Origin of the sequence: Pseudoduganella ginsengisoli, from assembly GCF_009720865.1 — a bacterium.
GTDB lineage: Bacteria > Pseudomonadota > Gammaproteobacteria > Burkholderiales > Burkholderiaceae_D > Rugamonas > Rugamonas ginsengisoli.
This window is the reverse complement of sequence record NZ_WNLA01000001.1, coordinates 274745-290852: the sequence shown is the minus strand read 5'-3', so window position 1 is coordinate 290852 and position 16108 is coordinate 274745. Positions and strand designations below refer to the sequence as shown.

The window sequence follows — 16108 nt, the reverse complement described above, 5'->3', positions numbered from 1 at the left end:
AACCATATGGCGGACTTCCCGAACACCGGCACGGAAAAGAAGGCGGAACTCAAAGTCGACTTGCGGCCCACGCTGTTTATCGGCGCGGGCGGCACCGGCATGGAAGTGATGATGCGCATCCGGCGCCGCATCCTGTCGGCCGTATGGAACCGCCATCACCCGACACGGGTGGAAGCCATCGGCCAATTCCCTGTGGCCCGCTTCCTGCACGTGGACCTCGACTCCGGCGCGGTCATCGATGAAGGCAAGTCGCAGCGCACGGACCCGTGGTATGAGCTGGTGAAACTGTCCGATGAAGAACGGCTGGTGGAATCCATCGACCTGACGCAGTACCACGAGTCGGACGACAGCCTGGCGCGGTTCCCGCTGATTGAAAACTGGATGCCGCTGCGCCCGAAAAAACTGCGTTCGCTGGGCATCGACCCATCGAAAGGCGCTGGCCAGATCCGCGCCGTGGCGCGCCTGTATTTGTACGATAAATATCCGAAGCTGCGGGGCCGCATCAAGGGGGCGCTGAATTTCCTCAGCAGCAATGCGGGCAATGAGCGCAAGGAAAATTACCAGCGCCTGGGCCTGCAAGTCGATACGTCTAAATTCCGCATCGTCGTCATCGGTTCCAACGCAGGTGGTACGGGCGCGGGGACAGCGATCGATCTGGGCTGGGTGGCGAAAGCCATCGCACGCCAGGAGGTGTCGGACAGCCAGGTCGACCTGGTCATGTTCATGCCGTCCGGCTATGCCAAAGCCAACAAGGAACGCACGGAAGCCAATGCGTATGCGACGTTGATGGAACTGGAAACGTCGATGCGCGACATGAATGCGCAAGTGCGCTGGGCCGATCCGGATAGCCTGGTGGGACGCGGGGCGCCGTTTGACGACGTGTATTTTGTCGACACGGCCAACCTCGCGAACAAGGCCACCAGCGACGTCAAGGACGTGTACCAGATGGTGGCTGATTCCCTGTTTGAAGACTTCGCGTCGGCTGATTTTGCCAACCGCAAGCGTTCCGTGGCCGTCAACCAGCAGCAGCACAAGCTGGGCCCATTCAATCCCCGCGTGCCGGAAAACCGTTTTGGCGACATGCGCCTGTCGTACTCCAAAGTGTATTCCGCATTTGGCCAGGCCGTGCTCGATACGCAGCAGGGTTTGCGCGACGATATCCGCGCCTATGAACTGGCGGGCCTGATGGTGAAAGCTTTCTTCGGCATTCTCGGCACCGATGGCGCGCCCGCGCGCCGTGCCGGCGACCAGGAACGCGATGCCTTCATGCGCGAGCAAATGGCGCTGGCCGAGCGGCCGTTTGCGGAATTCCCCGACTTCCGCAAAGGCACGGTTGATGTCGCGCCATTCCAGGAATATGCGCTGACCGATCGCCTGTTGCTGGACAAGGATGAACGCTCGCTGCTGGAGCGCGTGGAATCGAAGGTCCAGCTGGAAATCGACCGCATCATGGCCGATTACGATTTAAAGCAGTGGCGGGAAAAGGTCGCGGAATTGTTGCCGCACCTGGAGCGCGACGCGATCCGCGAAGCCGGCGCCACGGCGGAAACCAGCGAAGACCGCTTGAAGCGCCACACGTCCGAACTGCTGGTGAAATTGAAAACCCGCGCCCGCGACCAGCTGTATGCGCTGCTGGACGACCGCAAGCAGGGCGGCCTGGAATTCGTGCTGTCGCTGCTGGAACAAATCAAGGCCCGCATCGCGCAGCGCGACCTGGGCCACATGGAGCGCAACGGCAAGCGTTACCGCGACATCCGCGATGCGCTGCGCACGCGCCAGGTGGAAGAATCGCTGAACAACCTGTCGCAGGCAGCCAATAAACTGTTTGGCAAGGATGCCCAGGCGCGCGAAGTGATGGCGCACTTGAAGCGCGATATTGCCGACTACTTGCGCTTCCACTTGCTGGCTGTCGCGGCAGGGCAGGCGGTCGAAGTATTGAAAGCCATGTCGTCGTGGCTGGGCGATACGCAATCGGTCGATGACAAAGGCCAGCCGGTATGGAGCGGCATTGCCGGTGAATTCCAGGAAGGGCGCCGCTGCGTGGAAGCCATGCTGGGCGCCGTTGACCAGCGCATTGCGCAATTGCGCGCGGACGCGCAGCACGAACACGCGACGTACATGAAACTGGCCAGCGACAGCGTGCCGGAACCCGTGAAGCTGACGGGCGACGTATCGTCGTGGAGTGAAGAAGTGTTGCTGGAATTTGGCGGCTCCGCGCGCCTGTTCCCGCAACTGGGCGACGACAAGCTGCGTGCCGAATTGCTGCTGAAACTGTTCCGCCGCGCGCAGACGCAATTGAGCAGCGAAGGCTTGCAGGAAGCGCAGCCGGCCGATCCGCTGCTGGAACGCCTGATGGCCATGTCGCCGCAGGAACGCCAGCACATTTTCAATGAATGGATCCGCAGTGCGATGCCGTGGGTGAATGCGCGCTTCTCGGCGGAATTCACGCCCAGCGCGGACCAGTTCAAATGCTTTATCGGTGTCGGCGACGTCAATGCATGGCGCAAGGTCGAGCATGAAATCAAGGCGGCCGTGCCGACGGGCTTCTTCCACGGCGACCTGGTTTCCATTGTCAATACCGGCATCAGCGGGCGTGCCGTGTGCTACATCGAATTGTCCGGCGTGCCGATGACGGTGCTGCGCGGCTTGCCGACGTGGCGCACGTCGTACCAGATTGAAAACCCGAAAATCCCCACGCATTTGCACTTTGATTCCACGCGCTTCCGCCATCCGATCGCCCCGTCGATGGATGAATTGAACCGCCTGGCCGATGATTACGAATGGTTCCTGCAAGCGATTGCGCTCGGCGTCGTCAAGCGCAAGGCGGATCTGGCGGACCGCGAAGCGCTGTTCCAGCCCAAGGGCCAGTACCTGTTTGAAGTGGAGCCGGGCTCGGGCGAATGGCTGCAAATCGGTAATGAATATGCGATCCGGTCCAACGGCTTGCCGCCGTATTACCGCGACCAGGTGATTGCCGCCGTGCGCCTGCGTTTGGGCACGATGGGGCCGCACCAGTTTGCGCTGCTGGCGGCATTGATGCGCCACTACCAGTTGCGCGTGTATCAGCCGAAGCTGGAAGTCGATGAAACGGGTGCGGAATTGCCGTCGCCATCACTGCCGAATATCACGGCCAAGCGCTTGCACGATGCGTGGGTCAAGCGCGCGCAGGCGGCGGCTGCCGCGTTGCCGGAAGCATTTGTCGAACGCGCGCTGGCAGCGCTGCCGCAGTGGAGCGAGACGGTGCCGGGTTCCGCTACCGATGCGTATAGCTGGGAAGTGCAGCAGCCTGCGGAAAAGCGCGTGCTGAAGGCAGAATACCTGTCCAGCGATGCGCTGGCGGCATCCGTGTTTGCGCATGATGCGGCGGCTGCGCCGGTGCAGGGCGCGCAAGCGGCGCCGGTGGCCGCCGTGTATGTTGCGCCCGCAGTGGCGGCTGCTTCCGTGGCGGCTGCGCCGGCCGCGGGGCCGCTGTATAAAGTGTTCGTCAACAAGACGCAGCAGGGGCCTTATACGTTGCACGAACTGGCGCAGCGCATCGCGCTGGGCGAAGTCACGGGCGCCACCAAGGTGTGGAATATGCAGTGGGTGCCCCGGGTCGACCAGTGGAAGCTGGCCAGCGACATGGCCGATATTGCGCCGCTGTTGTCGGCCGCGATTCCCGACCCGCATGACGATATCCCCGATCCGGAGTAAGGACAGCAGTGGAAGCAGCGATGTACCGGTGTGTAGCAGAAGTGTGCGGCAAAGGTTTTCCGCGCAAGGTCAACTATTGTCCGTTTTGCGGTACGCGGCAGGGAGCGGCGTCGTCTGATAAAGCCCCGCCTGCCGCGCGCTGGGCCGACAGTGGCGGCAGCGCAAAGGCGGACGCCGGCGCCAAGGCTGCCGCCGCATTGGCTGCTGCCAAAGCGGAAGAGGCGCAGGCCCGGCTGGATGAACGGGTGAGGGCTGACGCGCAGGCGAAGGCTGACGCGCTGGCCAAGGCGGAAGCCAGCGCTAAAGCGGAGGCGCAGGCCAAAGCTGATGCGGCGCGCGCTGAAGCGCTGGCGCAGGCCCGCGATACCGGCGCTGGCAGCGCCGCTTCGCGGCAGCCGCCGGAGCAGTTGACATCGGACCAGCAAAACGCACTGGAGCGCTTGAACAAATTGCGCGGCGTGAATCAGCCTGCCGCGCCGGCTGCGAATCCATTCCAGCCGCAGCAAGGTAACAACGCGCAGCCATCGCGTCCGCCGCTGCGCAAGCCGATCAGCAAATCCACGTGGGTGTCGGTGGCCATCGTGCTGGGTTTGATCTGGTTCCTGGCGCGTCCTTCAGACCCCACGAAAAAACTGCAGGCGCGCGTGGATAAAGCCGTGGAAATGGTGCAGGACTGCAAGATCGATGCGGCGCGTAATGAACTGGCGTCGCTGAAGTCGGACAAGGCCAGCGCGCAGCAATTGAAAACGCTGCAAGACGCGATCAACGCCAACGCGAAGAAGTGCGACGCCAAACGCCACCGCGCCAAGGCGTGGTCGGACTTGCGCCCGCAGCTGGAAAGCGCGCTGCAAAGCGGCGCCATTGATTTGGCGGACCGCCGCCTGGCCGCGTTCACCAAGACGTGGGGCGCCGATGATGAAAGCCGCGAAATGGATGGCCGTATCGACGTGCGCAAGGGCGAACGGCTGTTGAATGAAGCGGACGCGTGCATCAAGCGTGCGGACCGCGCGTGTGCGGAAGCCAAATTGCAGGCGGCGGAAAAGCTGCAGCGTAGTGAATTGAAAACCCGTGTCGAATTGCTGCGGGAATCGCTGTCGGAATTGTTGAAGCGCACCGTGCTGGAGCAGGCCGTGCCGGCTGCCGCCGCACCGGCAGCGATTCCCTCGTCTGCGGCGCCGGCACGTCCGGTGTCGCCCGCTCAGCCTGCCCCATCCGCACAGCCATCGCAGCAGGCCCAGCAAGGCCGCAAGCTGCTGGCGGAAGCCCAGCGTGAACTGGCGCAAGGCAATTACAAAGCCGCCATGGACAAGGCGAATATCTGTGCCACCATGATAGATGAGGGCAACCGCGAATGCATCGCACTGAAGAACCGGGCTGAGCGGATGAACCGCGATTTAATGAATTGCGTGGCGGCCGGGCGCGACTGGATCGACGACCGCTGCCAGTAAGGAGGAATCATGAAGCGTATCATGTGCAGCGCTGTGGTTGCCGCGCTACTGGCAGGCTGTGCGGCGCAAGGCGGTTACCAGAGCCGCAGCGAGCCGTCGCGCGAGCAGGGCGGCAGCCAGGCCGGCAATGCAGCCGCGGGCGCGGCGGTTGGCGCGGTGGCAGGCTGCGTGCTGGCCAAGGCATTGGGCAAGAAATGCGCGGAAGGCGCCGCCGTGGGCGCCGCACTGGGCGCGGCCATCGGCTGGACCACGTATTCGGAAAAAATCGCCCCGGCGCAGACCGTCAACGCGGAAGCGCAGCGCGAGGGCCTGGCGGTGCCCCGCAATGAAATCCGGCTCAAGGATTATCAGGTGTATTCCACGGCCGGCACGGTGCGTGGCGGCGGCGAGCCGGTCAAGGTGGTCGGTGAAATCAAGCTGTACGGCCAGGCGCAGCGCGTGCCGGAAGTGGTGCAAAGCATGACCTTGTACAAGGCCAATGGCGAGCGCGCATCGGACACGCCGCAAATTGCAAAAGTCGAGCGCGTCGATGGCGCGGGCCAGTACCGTGCAGTGGGCGTGTATAAAATCCCGCGCGGCATGGAGCAGGGCCAGTACACGGTGCAATCCGTGCTGCTGCTCGATGGCCGCGAAGTGGCGCGCCGTTCCGCCATGTTCCAGGTGGCGTATGGCGGCGACGGGCAAGCAATGTTTATCGCGTCGCGCTGAAGGCGGACAGGCTGACGGGCCGCTCCGGCAAATAAGGCAGCAGTTTGTTTGGCGTCCACAGCCGCTTAGCCGCCAGCATGACCAGCGCGGACAATGCCACCATTGCCGCCGCATACGCCGGGCCGGCATGCAAGCCAGTGATGGGGACGTGATACAGCTGGCCCAGGTGGATGGCGGCCAGCACTACATAGGCCGCTATCAGCGTGCCCCATGTGGTCCGGCGCGGGTCCGGTAATGCGCTCAGCAGCACGGTCAAGGCGACCAGCAGCGGCGCCTGCATGCCGAACACCAGCCACTTTTCCATGTTGTGCACAGTGTTTGCCCTATCCTGGCCCAGCAAGGCATCCAGCGCTGCCTGGCCGAACATCAAGACCAGCAGCAGGAACAGGGCGATTTTCAGCGAAGTCCGGTAAATCTGCATGGCCAGCGCCCCTTGTCTGCCTGGCATCAGCATTGTGCGCCAGTGTAAATTGCGCATGGCAACCATGCTCATGGCAGCCGGCAACCACGCGGTCATTGCCAGCACATGGCCGGCTGTCAGCGTACTGCCCAGCGTGAGCGCGGGCATCGTAGTCCAGCCCAGCGCGGCCGTACCCATGCGCACGCCACTCAGCATGCTGGACTGTATTTTGTTGTCTTGCAAAAAACGTGGTTGCAGCAATCCGTAGCGCATGATTTTGCTGCTCCATGCGGGGGCGTCTGCCGCCTGCATGGGCGGCTGCACGCCGGGCATGATGCGCCAATAGCGCTGCAGCATCAGCGACATCACTGGCCATCCGGCCGCGAGCGCCAGCAATACCGCTGCCGGCAACCTGGCCAGTGCAGCTACCGCGGCATCGCTATACACAGCAAACGCCACCAGCGCGATCAAGCCTGCCGTGTACACGGTGCGGTTGCGCAAGCGGGGCAGCAATCCTGAGCGCAGAGTGGAAAACAGGGTGCCGGTACAGGCAGCCAGCGACAATGCGGCAGCCGTGGCCAGCGTCGGCGCTTGCCCATTGGTGACGGCAGGCGCCGCTGTGGCGGCCAGCAGCGCAAGGCCCTGGGCCCACACGCTGGCCACGCGCAGCTTGACGCTGTCATGCCACAGCGCATTCGGGACACGGCGCTGCCCCAGCACTTGCGCAGTCTCCGCCAGCCGTGTCGCAGCGCTGCTAGACAGGTAAATCATGAATCCGGCCGCGGCTTGTGTGCACGCAGACAGCCGTAAGCCCAGCAAGCCGGCGCCGGTAATGGCGGCAAACGGAAAGGCCAGCCACGGATCGCGGCGCAGGGCGTGGATCAGTGAAGAAAACAGCGTCACGAATGACTGCATGGGCGTGGTGTACATGAGGGTAGTCACTTATGCGATGGTCAGCGCTTCCAGCAAGCGCTTCGGCGTCCAGCGCCGGTTGGCGATGAGCTGGGCTACGCAAGTGACAGCAGCCAGCAGCAGTGTATAACCGATACCGATTTGCCACGTTGCTTGCGGCACGTCCAGTTTGAACCACATCGGGATGTACGCATAAGACATGGGCAACAGCTGGCATAACAAGCCGGCTACCTGCAGGCGGCGGGGCAGCGTGCGCAGCAGCGTCATCAGCGATGTGCAGCAAGCCAGTTCCAGCAGCGGGATGGCGACGGACGCCAGGCTGTGCCAGCCTGGTCCGGCATGCGGGGCCAGCAGCATACTGCCCAGTGCAGCCAGGATGACCACTGGCGCCTGGAACGACATGGTGGACAGCACAATGCGGGTGCCCAGATACCGCAAGCGCGTCCCGCCCGGCAACAACAGCGAGCGCCAGTGCAAGTCGCGCACCAGCAGCGCGTTGGCGCAGGTCATGCAAACCAGCATCAGCCGCGCCATGCGGATGGGCGTCGCTTGCTCACCCCATTGCACGGGAAGCAGCTGGGCAAAAAAAGCCAGGTTTTGCACCATGGCGACCACCAGCAGCACGCGGGGATTGAGCATATGCGTGTCCGGATCCGCGCCAAACATGCGCAGCGGCTGATAGCGGCCAGCCCAGCGCGCGAGGGCGTTGCGCATGCGGCGCAGCACATTGGTTTGTGAACCGGTCACTGTGCGCAGCGCATCGGACTGTGCATGCATGATCCAGCCAGCCATCACGGGCCAGGCCAGCGCACATGCAGCCAGCATAAAACCAGGCAGGGCTGCGAAGTTATCGAGAGTGCGATTGAACTGGCTGGCCGCCATCAGATAAACCAGCAGCGCCGCCAGCGAAACTTCTACGACTGTTGCAAGCCGTCGAGGCAGCAAGCCCGCCCGCGCCAGCACTGCCACCATGCCCACGCACAGCAGCAGCGACAGCAAGGCGGGCGCCATCAGCCAATGCCGGGGAGATCCGGGCGTGAGCATCAGCACAGCGACGGCGATACTGAGCAGCGCCCAGTAACGGGTGACGGACTGTAGCCACTGGCGCAGCCACGCTTGCCACAACGCGTTCGGGGCCCGCTGGACCTGGAGCACGCTGACACTACGGCCCAATGCCTGGCCCTGCAGCGCCACGGCAATTAATTGCACGAAACAAGCCAGCAGTAGCGTGCTATCTTGCGCGGCGACGCTTTGCTGCTTGCCGATCACCAGCAAGCCAAACAGGATGCTCGCGCACAGTACGCCGACTAATGCCGCGCCGATTTTGCCGAACCGGACGAAACTTGGCGGATACAATGGCAGGGAAGGGGTTGCAGCCGCGTTCACGAATTGAGCTCCACAAACAATTCATCGAGCGACAGCGAACGGCCTGTCTGCGCCAGCGCCGGCGCACGGCGCGTATCGATCAGGCGCTGCCCGCTGCGCGTGTAATGCACGACGGCGTCCGGCGGCACGGGGCCATTGGCCACGGCCTGCGGAATGAGGCGGTAGCATTCCAGCATCGCATCCCAGTCGTCGACCAGTTGCAGCTGGCCGTCGCGGATAAATGCCACGTGCGTGACCACCCGCTCCAGGTCCGACAGGATGTGGCTGGAAATGATGACGGTGCGTTCCGTAGCGCGCTCGCCGCTGAAGATGGCGCGCATGAATTCGCGGCGCGTCATCGGGTCCAGGCTGGCCACCGGCTCGTCAAACAACAGCACGTCCGGATCATGGGCCAGCGCCAGCACCACCGACAGCTTTTGCTGGTCGCCGCCGGACAGCGCTGTCACGCGCACATTGAGCGGCAAATTCAGCCGCGCCGCCAGCGCCAGGCAGCGTTCCTCAGTCCAGCGCGGATAGGCGCGGCCGATGGTGAACAAGTGTTTTTCCACTGTCATCCATTCAAACAAGTCGGGTGTTTGCGCCACGTAGCCGATGCGCTCGCGCACGGTGTCGGTCAATTGCAGCGATGGGCAGCCCAGCAGGGATGCATTGCCGCTGTCCGGCGCGGCCAGCCCCGCCAGGCAGCGCAGCAGCGTGGATTTGCCGGCGCCATTGCGCCCAACCAGGCCGACCACGGCGCCGGCTGGAATGTCGAGCGTCACATTGTCCAGTACCTTGGCGCCGTTGCGGCGCAAGGTCAGCTGGCTGGCGCGTATCGTGAAGTCATTCATGGGTCTGTTTCCGGTTCAGATATTCTTCAAAAAGTTGCAATGCTTCTGCCGTGGTGAAGCCCAGCTGGTGCGCCGTCTGCGCTGCTGCCTCCAATGCCGGGCGCAGCAGGGCGGCTTTATCGACGGGCGCGGCGCCGCCTTGTCCGTCCGCCACCGCCATGCCGACTCCGCGACGCCGCACCAACAAGCCTTCCGTCTCCAGCATGCTGTAGGCTTTGCTGACGGTCATCGGGTTGATGGCGTGCAGTTGCGCGACCGCGCGCACGGACGGTAATTCTTCGCCGGGCTTCAGCTGTCCGCCTGCCACCAGACGCCGCACCTGTTCGACGATCTGGCGGTATATCGGCACCGGCGACGCCGGCGCGATGTCAAATTCCATGGATCAGTTATCCGGCAACTCTTGCCACAGGGGGAGCTTGTATTTGCGCCGGCCATAGGCGTAATACGTGGCCATCGACAGGCCGAATGCGCAGCCGGCGCCCGCCGTGGCAATCAGCGCAACCATGGGCGGCATCTGGTGGCGCCAGATGGCGAACCACATCAGCGCACCCCAGGCCGGACCAAAGAAGCCGCCGCTGACCAGCGCCACGCGGCCAAAGCTGGCGAAATGGGGGAGTGGCAGGTGGACGCCCATGCCCCACAGCAGGCGCAGGATGGGCGGGTAGTAATTGCTCTTCATGATGCCGGTTTTCGCCATGATGGCCAGGGCGGCATCGCGTTTGGTGATGGTCATAGTCTTTCCGAAGTGTCAATGTGTGAATCAGTGTATCACTACAATAATACACTTGCAACAAGCGTATCACACGCGTCAGGAAAGAAAGGAAGGGGTAATAAATTGCTGCGTTGCGCCATGATAATTAATTAAATTAACAGACGCTAACGATGATATTCAAAACGATATCGTGCCTGATATGAAAAAGCCGCAGCGCCATCGGCGTTGCGGCTATCCATGTTGAATGCCTGATTATTGATTAGGCTGTTTGTTTGCACCTTGGATATGGGTGCCCGATCCGCCCTGAACATTACCGCCCGGCGCGCTTTGCATGCTGGCGCTGCCGCGTACCGTCGTACTGGTTGCCTTTTTGCCGCTGCCCTTGATGAACGGGTCGCTGAACTGGTGCAGCGATTCTTCCTGTTTCTGGATGTGGCGCTCGGTTTCTTCTTCAGCGGTACGGGCGACTTCTTCCGCCAATGCTTTGGCCGTTTGCGATGTTTCCTGCACGTGCTCTTCAGCCACGCGGGACAGTTCAACCTGGGTATCTGCCGCCAGGCGCGACAGGTGCTGCTGGTACGTACGCACCTTGTCGGCAGCAGGACGTGCCCGTGAAGCTGCGGCGTCGATCAGTTCCGTATGGTGGTCGGCTGTCAGCATTTGCTTGCTGGCCAGCGTGGTTTCTTCCAGCATGGTTTGCACTAATTGCATATTCAGGTTTTGCAGTTGTTGGAAAGAATTGAATATGGATTTGGACAGGTCGTTCAAGAACGCGGTTTGTGCGTCCAGGTGATTGCGTACAGCGGGTGTGACATTTCGCGAGTAAGGAAACATAAATACCTCAAGTAAGTTGAATTAGATAAAGATACTTTGCTGAAATAACTTATGGCCTTAATTGAATTGCTCAGCTATAAGGTGTTAATTGATGAGTTCGTTTTGATGGTTTAAAACGGGCTGGTTTCAAATAACACAGGGCAGAATAATATATTAATAATTCAGTGCTTACTTGGTTTTGCTTAAACGTGCGTGCTATTTAATTTTTGTATATCAAAAGGAAATAAAAGCAGTGGGAGTTATTGCAATGCACCAAGCTGGTGGCGGAACGGAAAGAGGGGCGGGCGGCTTGTGCTGAGGCAAGCCGCCGTGGGAAGTGTATCAGGCAGCGGGCGTCAGCTTGACGGGAATGCCGGACAGGACCGCGTTGCCGGATAAGGGGTCGCGCAAGCGGTCGTCGAGGATGGCGTTCAAGTTGGCGCCGGGCCGCTCTGCCGCCACCTGCATGTGCGTGCCCGGCAAATCATGGCCCCAGCCATGCGGCAAGCTGACCACGCCGGGCATCATGCCGTCGTCGATTTCCACCTGTACCGTGATGGTGCGCCCGTTGGCGCTCAACTGCGCGCTGCCGCCGCCGGCCAGGCCCAGGCGGGTGGCATCATGGCTATGCACGAGCGCCGTGCAGCGGTAGGCGCCCTTGGCCAGCACGGGCAAATTGTGCATCCAGCTGTTATTGGAGCGCAGCTGGCGGCGGCCGATCACCACCAGGTCCGGCTGCCCTTCATGCAGCGCCGCCGCCACGCGGGCCAGGTCATCGACCAGCAACGGCGGCGCCAGTTCAATCTTGCCCGATGGCGTGCGCAGCACCTCGGGGATACGCGGCGTCATCGCACCCAGGTCAATGCCGGACGGCGCGGCGCGCACTTTTTGTAAATTCAAGCCGGCCGGCTGCTGGCCAAACTGGTCGCCATACGGGCCGCTGCGCAGCCCCAGGTCCAGCAAGCGTTCGACACCACGCTGCGGCGCCAGCATGGCCATGATTTGCCCCGCCAGCGGGCCCGCGCTTTTATCGAGGTCCTCCTGCAACAGCGCGTCGTCGAGCTGCCCGATATCGGCATCCGGGCCGCGGCCCTGGATGATGGCGGTCAGCCGCAGCAGGCTTTCCCATTCGTCGGGCGTGCCGCCCGTGCGGGGCAGTACGGGCGGGCTATAGCGCGCGTGGTTGCGGTGCGAGAATTGCGTGAAGGTGACGTCGTAATGGGCATCTTCCAGCGGCGACACGCCAGGCAGGATCACGTCCGCATGGCGCGACGTTTCATTCAAATAAATGTCCATGCTGACCATGAACTCCAGGCTGTCGAGCGCTTTTGCCAGCCGCGGCCCGTTTGGCGCGGACAGCACGGGATTGCCGGCAATGGCAATCAGCGCCTTGACCTGGCCTGGGCCCGGCGTATCGATTTCTTCAGCCAGGCACGTGACAGGCAATTCCCCCGCCACTTCCGGCGCGCCGGATACGCGGCTGCGGTAGCGGCCATAGGCCACGCCGCGTCCCGTGCCCGGCTTGCCGCGCGTATTGCCGGCAAAGGCCGCAGCTTTCGGGAACATCATGCCGCCTTCTTCATCGAGGTGGCCGGTAAGGATATTGAGCACGTCGATCAGCCACGACGCCAACGTGCCGTATTGCTGCGTGCACGTGCCGATGCGGCCATAAATCGCGCCGCGCTGCGCACCGGCCAGGTCGCGCGCCAGATGGCGGATCGTGGTGGCGTCGATGCCGCAGCGGGGCGCCACCAGTTGCGGCGCGTAGGGCTGGACAGCGGCCTGCAAGGCGTCCAGTCCCGTGATGTGTTCCGCCAGGCGGCCCGGCATGATGAGGTCTTCGGCAAACAGCGTATGCACCATGCCCAGCAGCAGGAACACGTCGGCGCCGGGGCGGATGAAATGGTGTTCGTCTGCCACCTCCGCCGTCTCCGTGCGGCGCGGATCAATGACGATCATGCGGCCGCCGCGCGCCCGCAGCGCCTTGGCCTTGCCGCGGAAATCCGGCACGGTCCACAGGCTGCCGTTCGACACCATGGGGTTCGCGCCCAGGATCAGCAAATAATCGCTGCGTTCGATGTCCGGCACGGGAATCGACAGCCAGCCGCCATACATCAAGCCGCACGACAGCATTTTCGGGATCTGGTCGACGCTGGACGCGGAATACATGTTCTTCGTGCCCAGCGCCTTGGCCAGGCGGGGGAAGTACAGCATCAGGCTCATTTTGTGGGCGACAGGATTGCCCAGCACCGTGGCCACCGCGTCGGGGCCGTCGCGCTCGATAATCGGCGGCAGGCGGCGCGCAATTTCCGCATACGCTTCTTCCCACGTGGCGGTTTCAAAGCGGCCGTTACGCTTGATCAGCGGCGTGCGCAAGCGGTCGCCATCTTCGTGCAAATCCTTGAGGCTGACGGCTTTCGGGCACAGGAACCCGGCACTGAACACGTCCGCCTCATCGCCCCGGATTTTTTTGACCTTGCCATCTTCGTGTTCGATTTCCAGGCCGCAGGCGGCCTCGCAGAGTGGGCAAATACGGCGGGCGATGGCAGCCATGGCAGCTCCTGATAAAAAAGTGAACGGTCGTACTATTGTCGAATTTTGTTACACCCTTGTCAATCGTGTTGCGCTGGGTCAGGTGTATGCTGGAAACCACAAAGGAGAACTATCATGAAACCAGCAAATGTCCTTTATGCCGCGCTGGCGATTGCCATTCTGGCGGCTGTGTTGTCCGGTTGCCAGCGCCGTGAGGCGGGTTCAGCGGAGCAGGCTGGCCGCAAGATCGATGAAGCCACGCAGCAGGCCAATGCCGAGCTGAAACAGGCCGGTGCCGAGCTGAAGCAGACTGGCGCGGAGTTGAAAGATGCGGCGCATGAAGCGGGCCGGGAATTGAAGGAAGCTGCCGCCATCACGCGCGACAAGATCAATGACGCGACGGAAGTGGCGGGCCAGAAGCTGGAAAAGGCGGGCGAAAAGATGCAGGAATCGGCCCGCGAAGCCAAGGAAGAAGCGAAGAAGAAGTGACGCTCAGTTCCCCGCTTTGAACGCGGATTTGAGCGGCACGACATTGCTGCCATGCGCCCCGGCCGGCGGCGTGCCATCCGGTGTGCCGCCCAGCACCACGGACAAGTCGACAAACCCTGCCCGCCATGCGCGTTCCAGGTCTTGCTCGATGGCTTCCATCGACGTGTCCTTGAAATTGTCGAAGCCGCGCACGCCGTAGGCGCGGTTGCGGCCATGCGCTTTGGCCAGGTACAGCGCCATGTCCACCAGGTTGACGGCGCGCTCCCATGGCAGCGGCGTATCGGCCGGGATCAGCGGGAACGGCGCGAAGCCGACCGACACATTGACGCTGAACGTGTGGTTCTGGTACTCGATCTGCTGTGATGAAATCGTCGTGAGGATGCGCCGCGCCACTTCATCGACGCCGTTGCGGGGAATGGCGGGCAGGAACGCGAGGAATTCTTCGCCGCCCCAGCGCACGATCATGTCGGTTTCACGCAGCGCCACACGCAGGTTTTCCGCGATCATTTTCAACACAATGTCGCCGGCCGCGTGGCCATACGTGTCGTTGATGTGCTTGAAGTGGTCGACGTCCAGCAGGAACAGGGCGCCGACGATATCTTCGCCACCCGTGCCCCGGCGCTCCACGCAGTTATGGGCGCGCATGTATTCCTGGAAGTGGCGGCGGTTGTACAGCGACGTCAGCGGGTCCAGCGAACTTTGCGCTTTCAGTTCCAGGTTCTTCACTTCCAGCTGCGCATTGGCGTGCCGTACTTTGCGGTACAGCAGGCCCACCACCGTGGCGGCCAGTGCAAACACCAGCGCCAGCAGCCACCACACGCGCTGCTGCAAACGGCGGTTGTCGATTTCCGCACTCTTGACCTGGTTTTCACGGCTCAGCAGCTCGATGCGGCGCTGCTTCTTCTCCATCTCATACTTTTCCTGCAATTCCCAGATGGCTTTCTGGCGCTGCTTTTCAAACAGCGCGCTGGTGATGTCGCGTTCGCGGTGGTAAGCGGAAATCGCGCCCTGGAAATCGCCGGCCCGTTCCAGCGCCTGGCCATATTCCAGCAGGACGGCTTGCAGTTCCGGCTTGTTGTTGGTCTTTTCGTAAAACGCCATGCCCGCTTCGAAGTTCTTTTTGCCTTCGGCGGTCTTGCCCATGCCCATGTAGGCTTGGCCGATGTTGATCAGGGCTACGGCTTCCGTCGTGGCGTCACCGATTTCACGCGCCACCGCCAGTGATTCGCTGGCATAGCGCACCACGCGCTGGTAATCGCGCTCTTTCAGGTAATTGTCGGACATGTTGACCAGCGTGTCGGCAATCAGTCCTTTGGCGCCCATCTTGCGCGCGACTTCCAGCGCCGATTGCAGTGCGGCCAGTGCGCGGCGCGGCTGTTCGGAATCCATGGCCAGCACATATTCGGTCTGGCGCGCCTGCGCAATACGGCCGGGCGAGTTGAGCTTTTCCGCCGCTTGCACGGCTTCTTCCAGCACAGCCCAGCCCTTGTCGTATTCCTTCATGCGGTCATACAGCGAAGCCAGTGCATTGAGCGCCGAGGCCAGCGGCAGCAAATCGTCCAGCTGGCGCGCGGTTTCCACTGCCGTTTGCAGTTTCAGCAGCGCGACGGGGAAGTTGCCCTGTTCCGCATAGGATTGGCCGGACGTGATGGTGGCTTGCACGCGCAGCGGAATGTCTTGCGTCTGGTTAGCCAGCTTTTCCGCTTCAAATGCCAGTTCGTGCGCACTTTTCGCGTCCGTCATGGCCGACACCGTATACGCCTTGGTCAGCAAGCCTTTCGCGAGGATCGACGTATTGCCCTGGGCGCGGCCAAAGGCAATCAATTCTTCCGCCAGTTGGAGCGCAATGTCTTTCTGGCCCAGCTTGACACGGGCGCTGCTCAGTTGGGCGAGGAATTCAGCTTTGGTGGCGGGCGGCGCCGAGCGGGCCGCGCTTTCCATTTTTTGCAATTGCACCAGCGCTTTTTCTGGCACGTAGCGGACCTGGTCGCGGATTTCCGCAATGCCGGCATCGAGCACGGACGTACCCTGGCCCCAGGCCAGTACAGGCGATAAGATGCAGGCGAGCGCCAGCATCCGCATGCCATGCGTAAACGTCCGATCCTGAGAGCCTGCCAACTGATTGTCCTTTGCATGTCTTTGAACGGAAGCCGCTCAAAGTGTCTAGACAATTATATTCTTGTTG

Annotated in this window: 12 protein-coding genes; 4 read left to right on the top strand and 8 right to left on the bottom strand. The window is 62.3% G+C overall.

Annotation, left to right across the window (positions count from 1 at the left end; genetic code table 11):
- Positions 1-6 precede the first annotated feature (6 nt).
- The 3 genes from GM668_RS01250 to GM668_RS01240 are packed head-to-tail and all read left to right on the top strand — an operon-like array spanning position 7 to position 5849.
- Entirely contained in the window at positions 7-3693 is a 3687-nt protein-coding gene (locus GM668_RS01250; RefSeq protein WP_155437112.1) for a tubulin-like doman-containing protein, read from the top strand.
- A 20-nt stretch (positions 3694-3713) separates the two neighbouring features.
- Positions 3714-5141: a hypothetical protein gene (locus GM668_RS01245; protein WP_155437111.1), complete on the top strand. Its 1428-nt coding sequence runs from the start codon at positions 3714-3716 to the stop codon at positions 5139-5141.
- 9 nt (positions 5142-5150) lie between these two features.
- Positions 5151-5849 carry a hypothetical protein gene (locus GM668_RS01240; RefSeq protein WP_155437110.1) on the top strand — a complete coding sequence of 233 codons (699 nt, stop codon included), beginning with the start codon at positions 5151-5153 and terminating at the stop codon, positions 5847-5849.
- Here GM668_RS01240 and GM668_RS01235 read toward each other — a convergent pair.
- From GM668_RS01235 to GM668_RS01205, 7 genes are all read right to left on the bottom strand, one after another.
- Positions 5833-7191, bottom strand: coding sequence for a hypothetical protein (locus GM668_RS01235; protein ID WP_155437109.1), 1359 nt, complete (start codon positions 7189-7191; stop codon positions 5833-5835). The genes GM668_RS01240 and GM668_RS01235 overlap by 17 nt on opposite strands.
- Positions 7192-8547, bottom strand: coding sequence for a hypothetical protein (locus GM668_RS01230; protein WP_155437108.1), 1356 nt, complete (start codon positions 8545-8547; stop codon positions 7192-7194).
- Positions 8544-9377: an ABC transporter ATP-binding protein gene (locus GM668_RS01225; RefSeq protein WP_155437107.1), complete on the bottom strand. Its 834-nt coding sequence runs from the start codon at positions 9375-9377 to the stop codon at positions 8544-8546. The genes GM668_RS01230 and GM668_RS01225 overlap by 4 nt, the downstream gene beginning before the upstream one ends.
- On the bottom strand, positions 9370-9756 hold the full coding sequence (locus GM668_RS01220; RefSeq protein ID WP_155437106.1) for a GntR family transcriptional regulator: 387 nt from the start codon (positions 9754-9756) through the stop codon (positions 9370-9372). The genes GM668_RS01225 and GM668_RS01220 overlap by 8 nt, the downstream gene beginning before the upstream one ends.
- Before the next feature lie 3 nt (positions 9757-9759).
- Complete coding sequence (locus GM668_RS01215; RefSeq protein WP_155437105.1) at positions 9760-10110, bottom strand: DUF6404 family protein; 351 nt, start codon at positions 10108-10110, stop codon at positions 9760-9762.
- 231 nt (positions 10111-10341) lie between these two features.
- Entirely contained in the window at positions 10342-10923 is a 582-nt protein-coding gene (gene phaP / locus GM668_RS01210; RefSeq protein WP_155437104.1) for a phasin family protein, read from the bottom strand.
- Positions 10924-11244: 321 nt separating this feature from the next.
- Positions 11245-13455 carry a molybdopterin-dependent oxidoreductase gene (locus GM668_RS01205; protein WP_155437103.1) on the bottom strand — a complete coding sequence of 737 codons (2211 nt, stop codon included), beginning with the start codon at positions 13453-13455 and terminating at the stop codon, positions 11245-11247.
- Positions 13456-13569: 114 nt separating this feature from the next.
- On the opposite strand from GM668_RS01205, the gene GM668_RS01200 reads away from it, so the two are divergent.
- Positions 13570-13923 carry an apolipophorin gene (locus GM668_RS01200; RefSeq protein ID WP_155437102.1) on the top strand — a complete coding sequence of 118 codons (354 nt, stop codon included), beginning with the start codon at positions 13570-13572 and terminating at the stop codon, positions 13921-13923.
- 3 nt (positions 13924-13926) lie between these two features.
- Here GM668_RS01200 and GM668_RS01195 read toward each other — a convergent pair whose 3' ends face one another.
- Positions 13927-15999, bottom strand: coding sequence for a tetratricopeptide repeat-containing diguanylate cyclase (locus tag GM668_RS01195; protein ID WP_229498801.1), 2073 nt, complete (start codon positions 15997-15999; stop codon positions 13927-13929).
- Positions 16000-16108 lie beyond the last annotated feature (109 nt).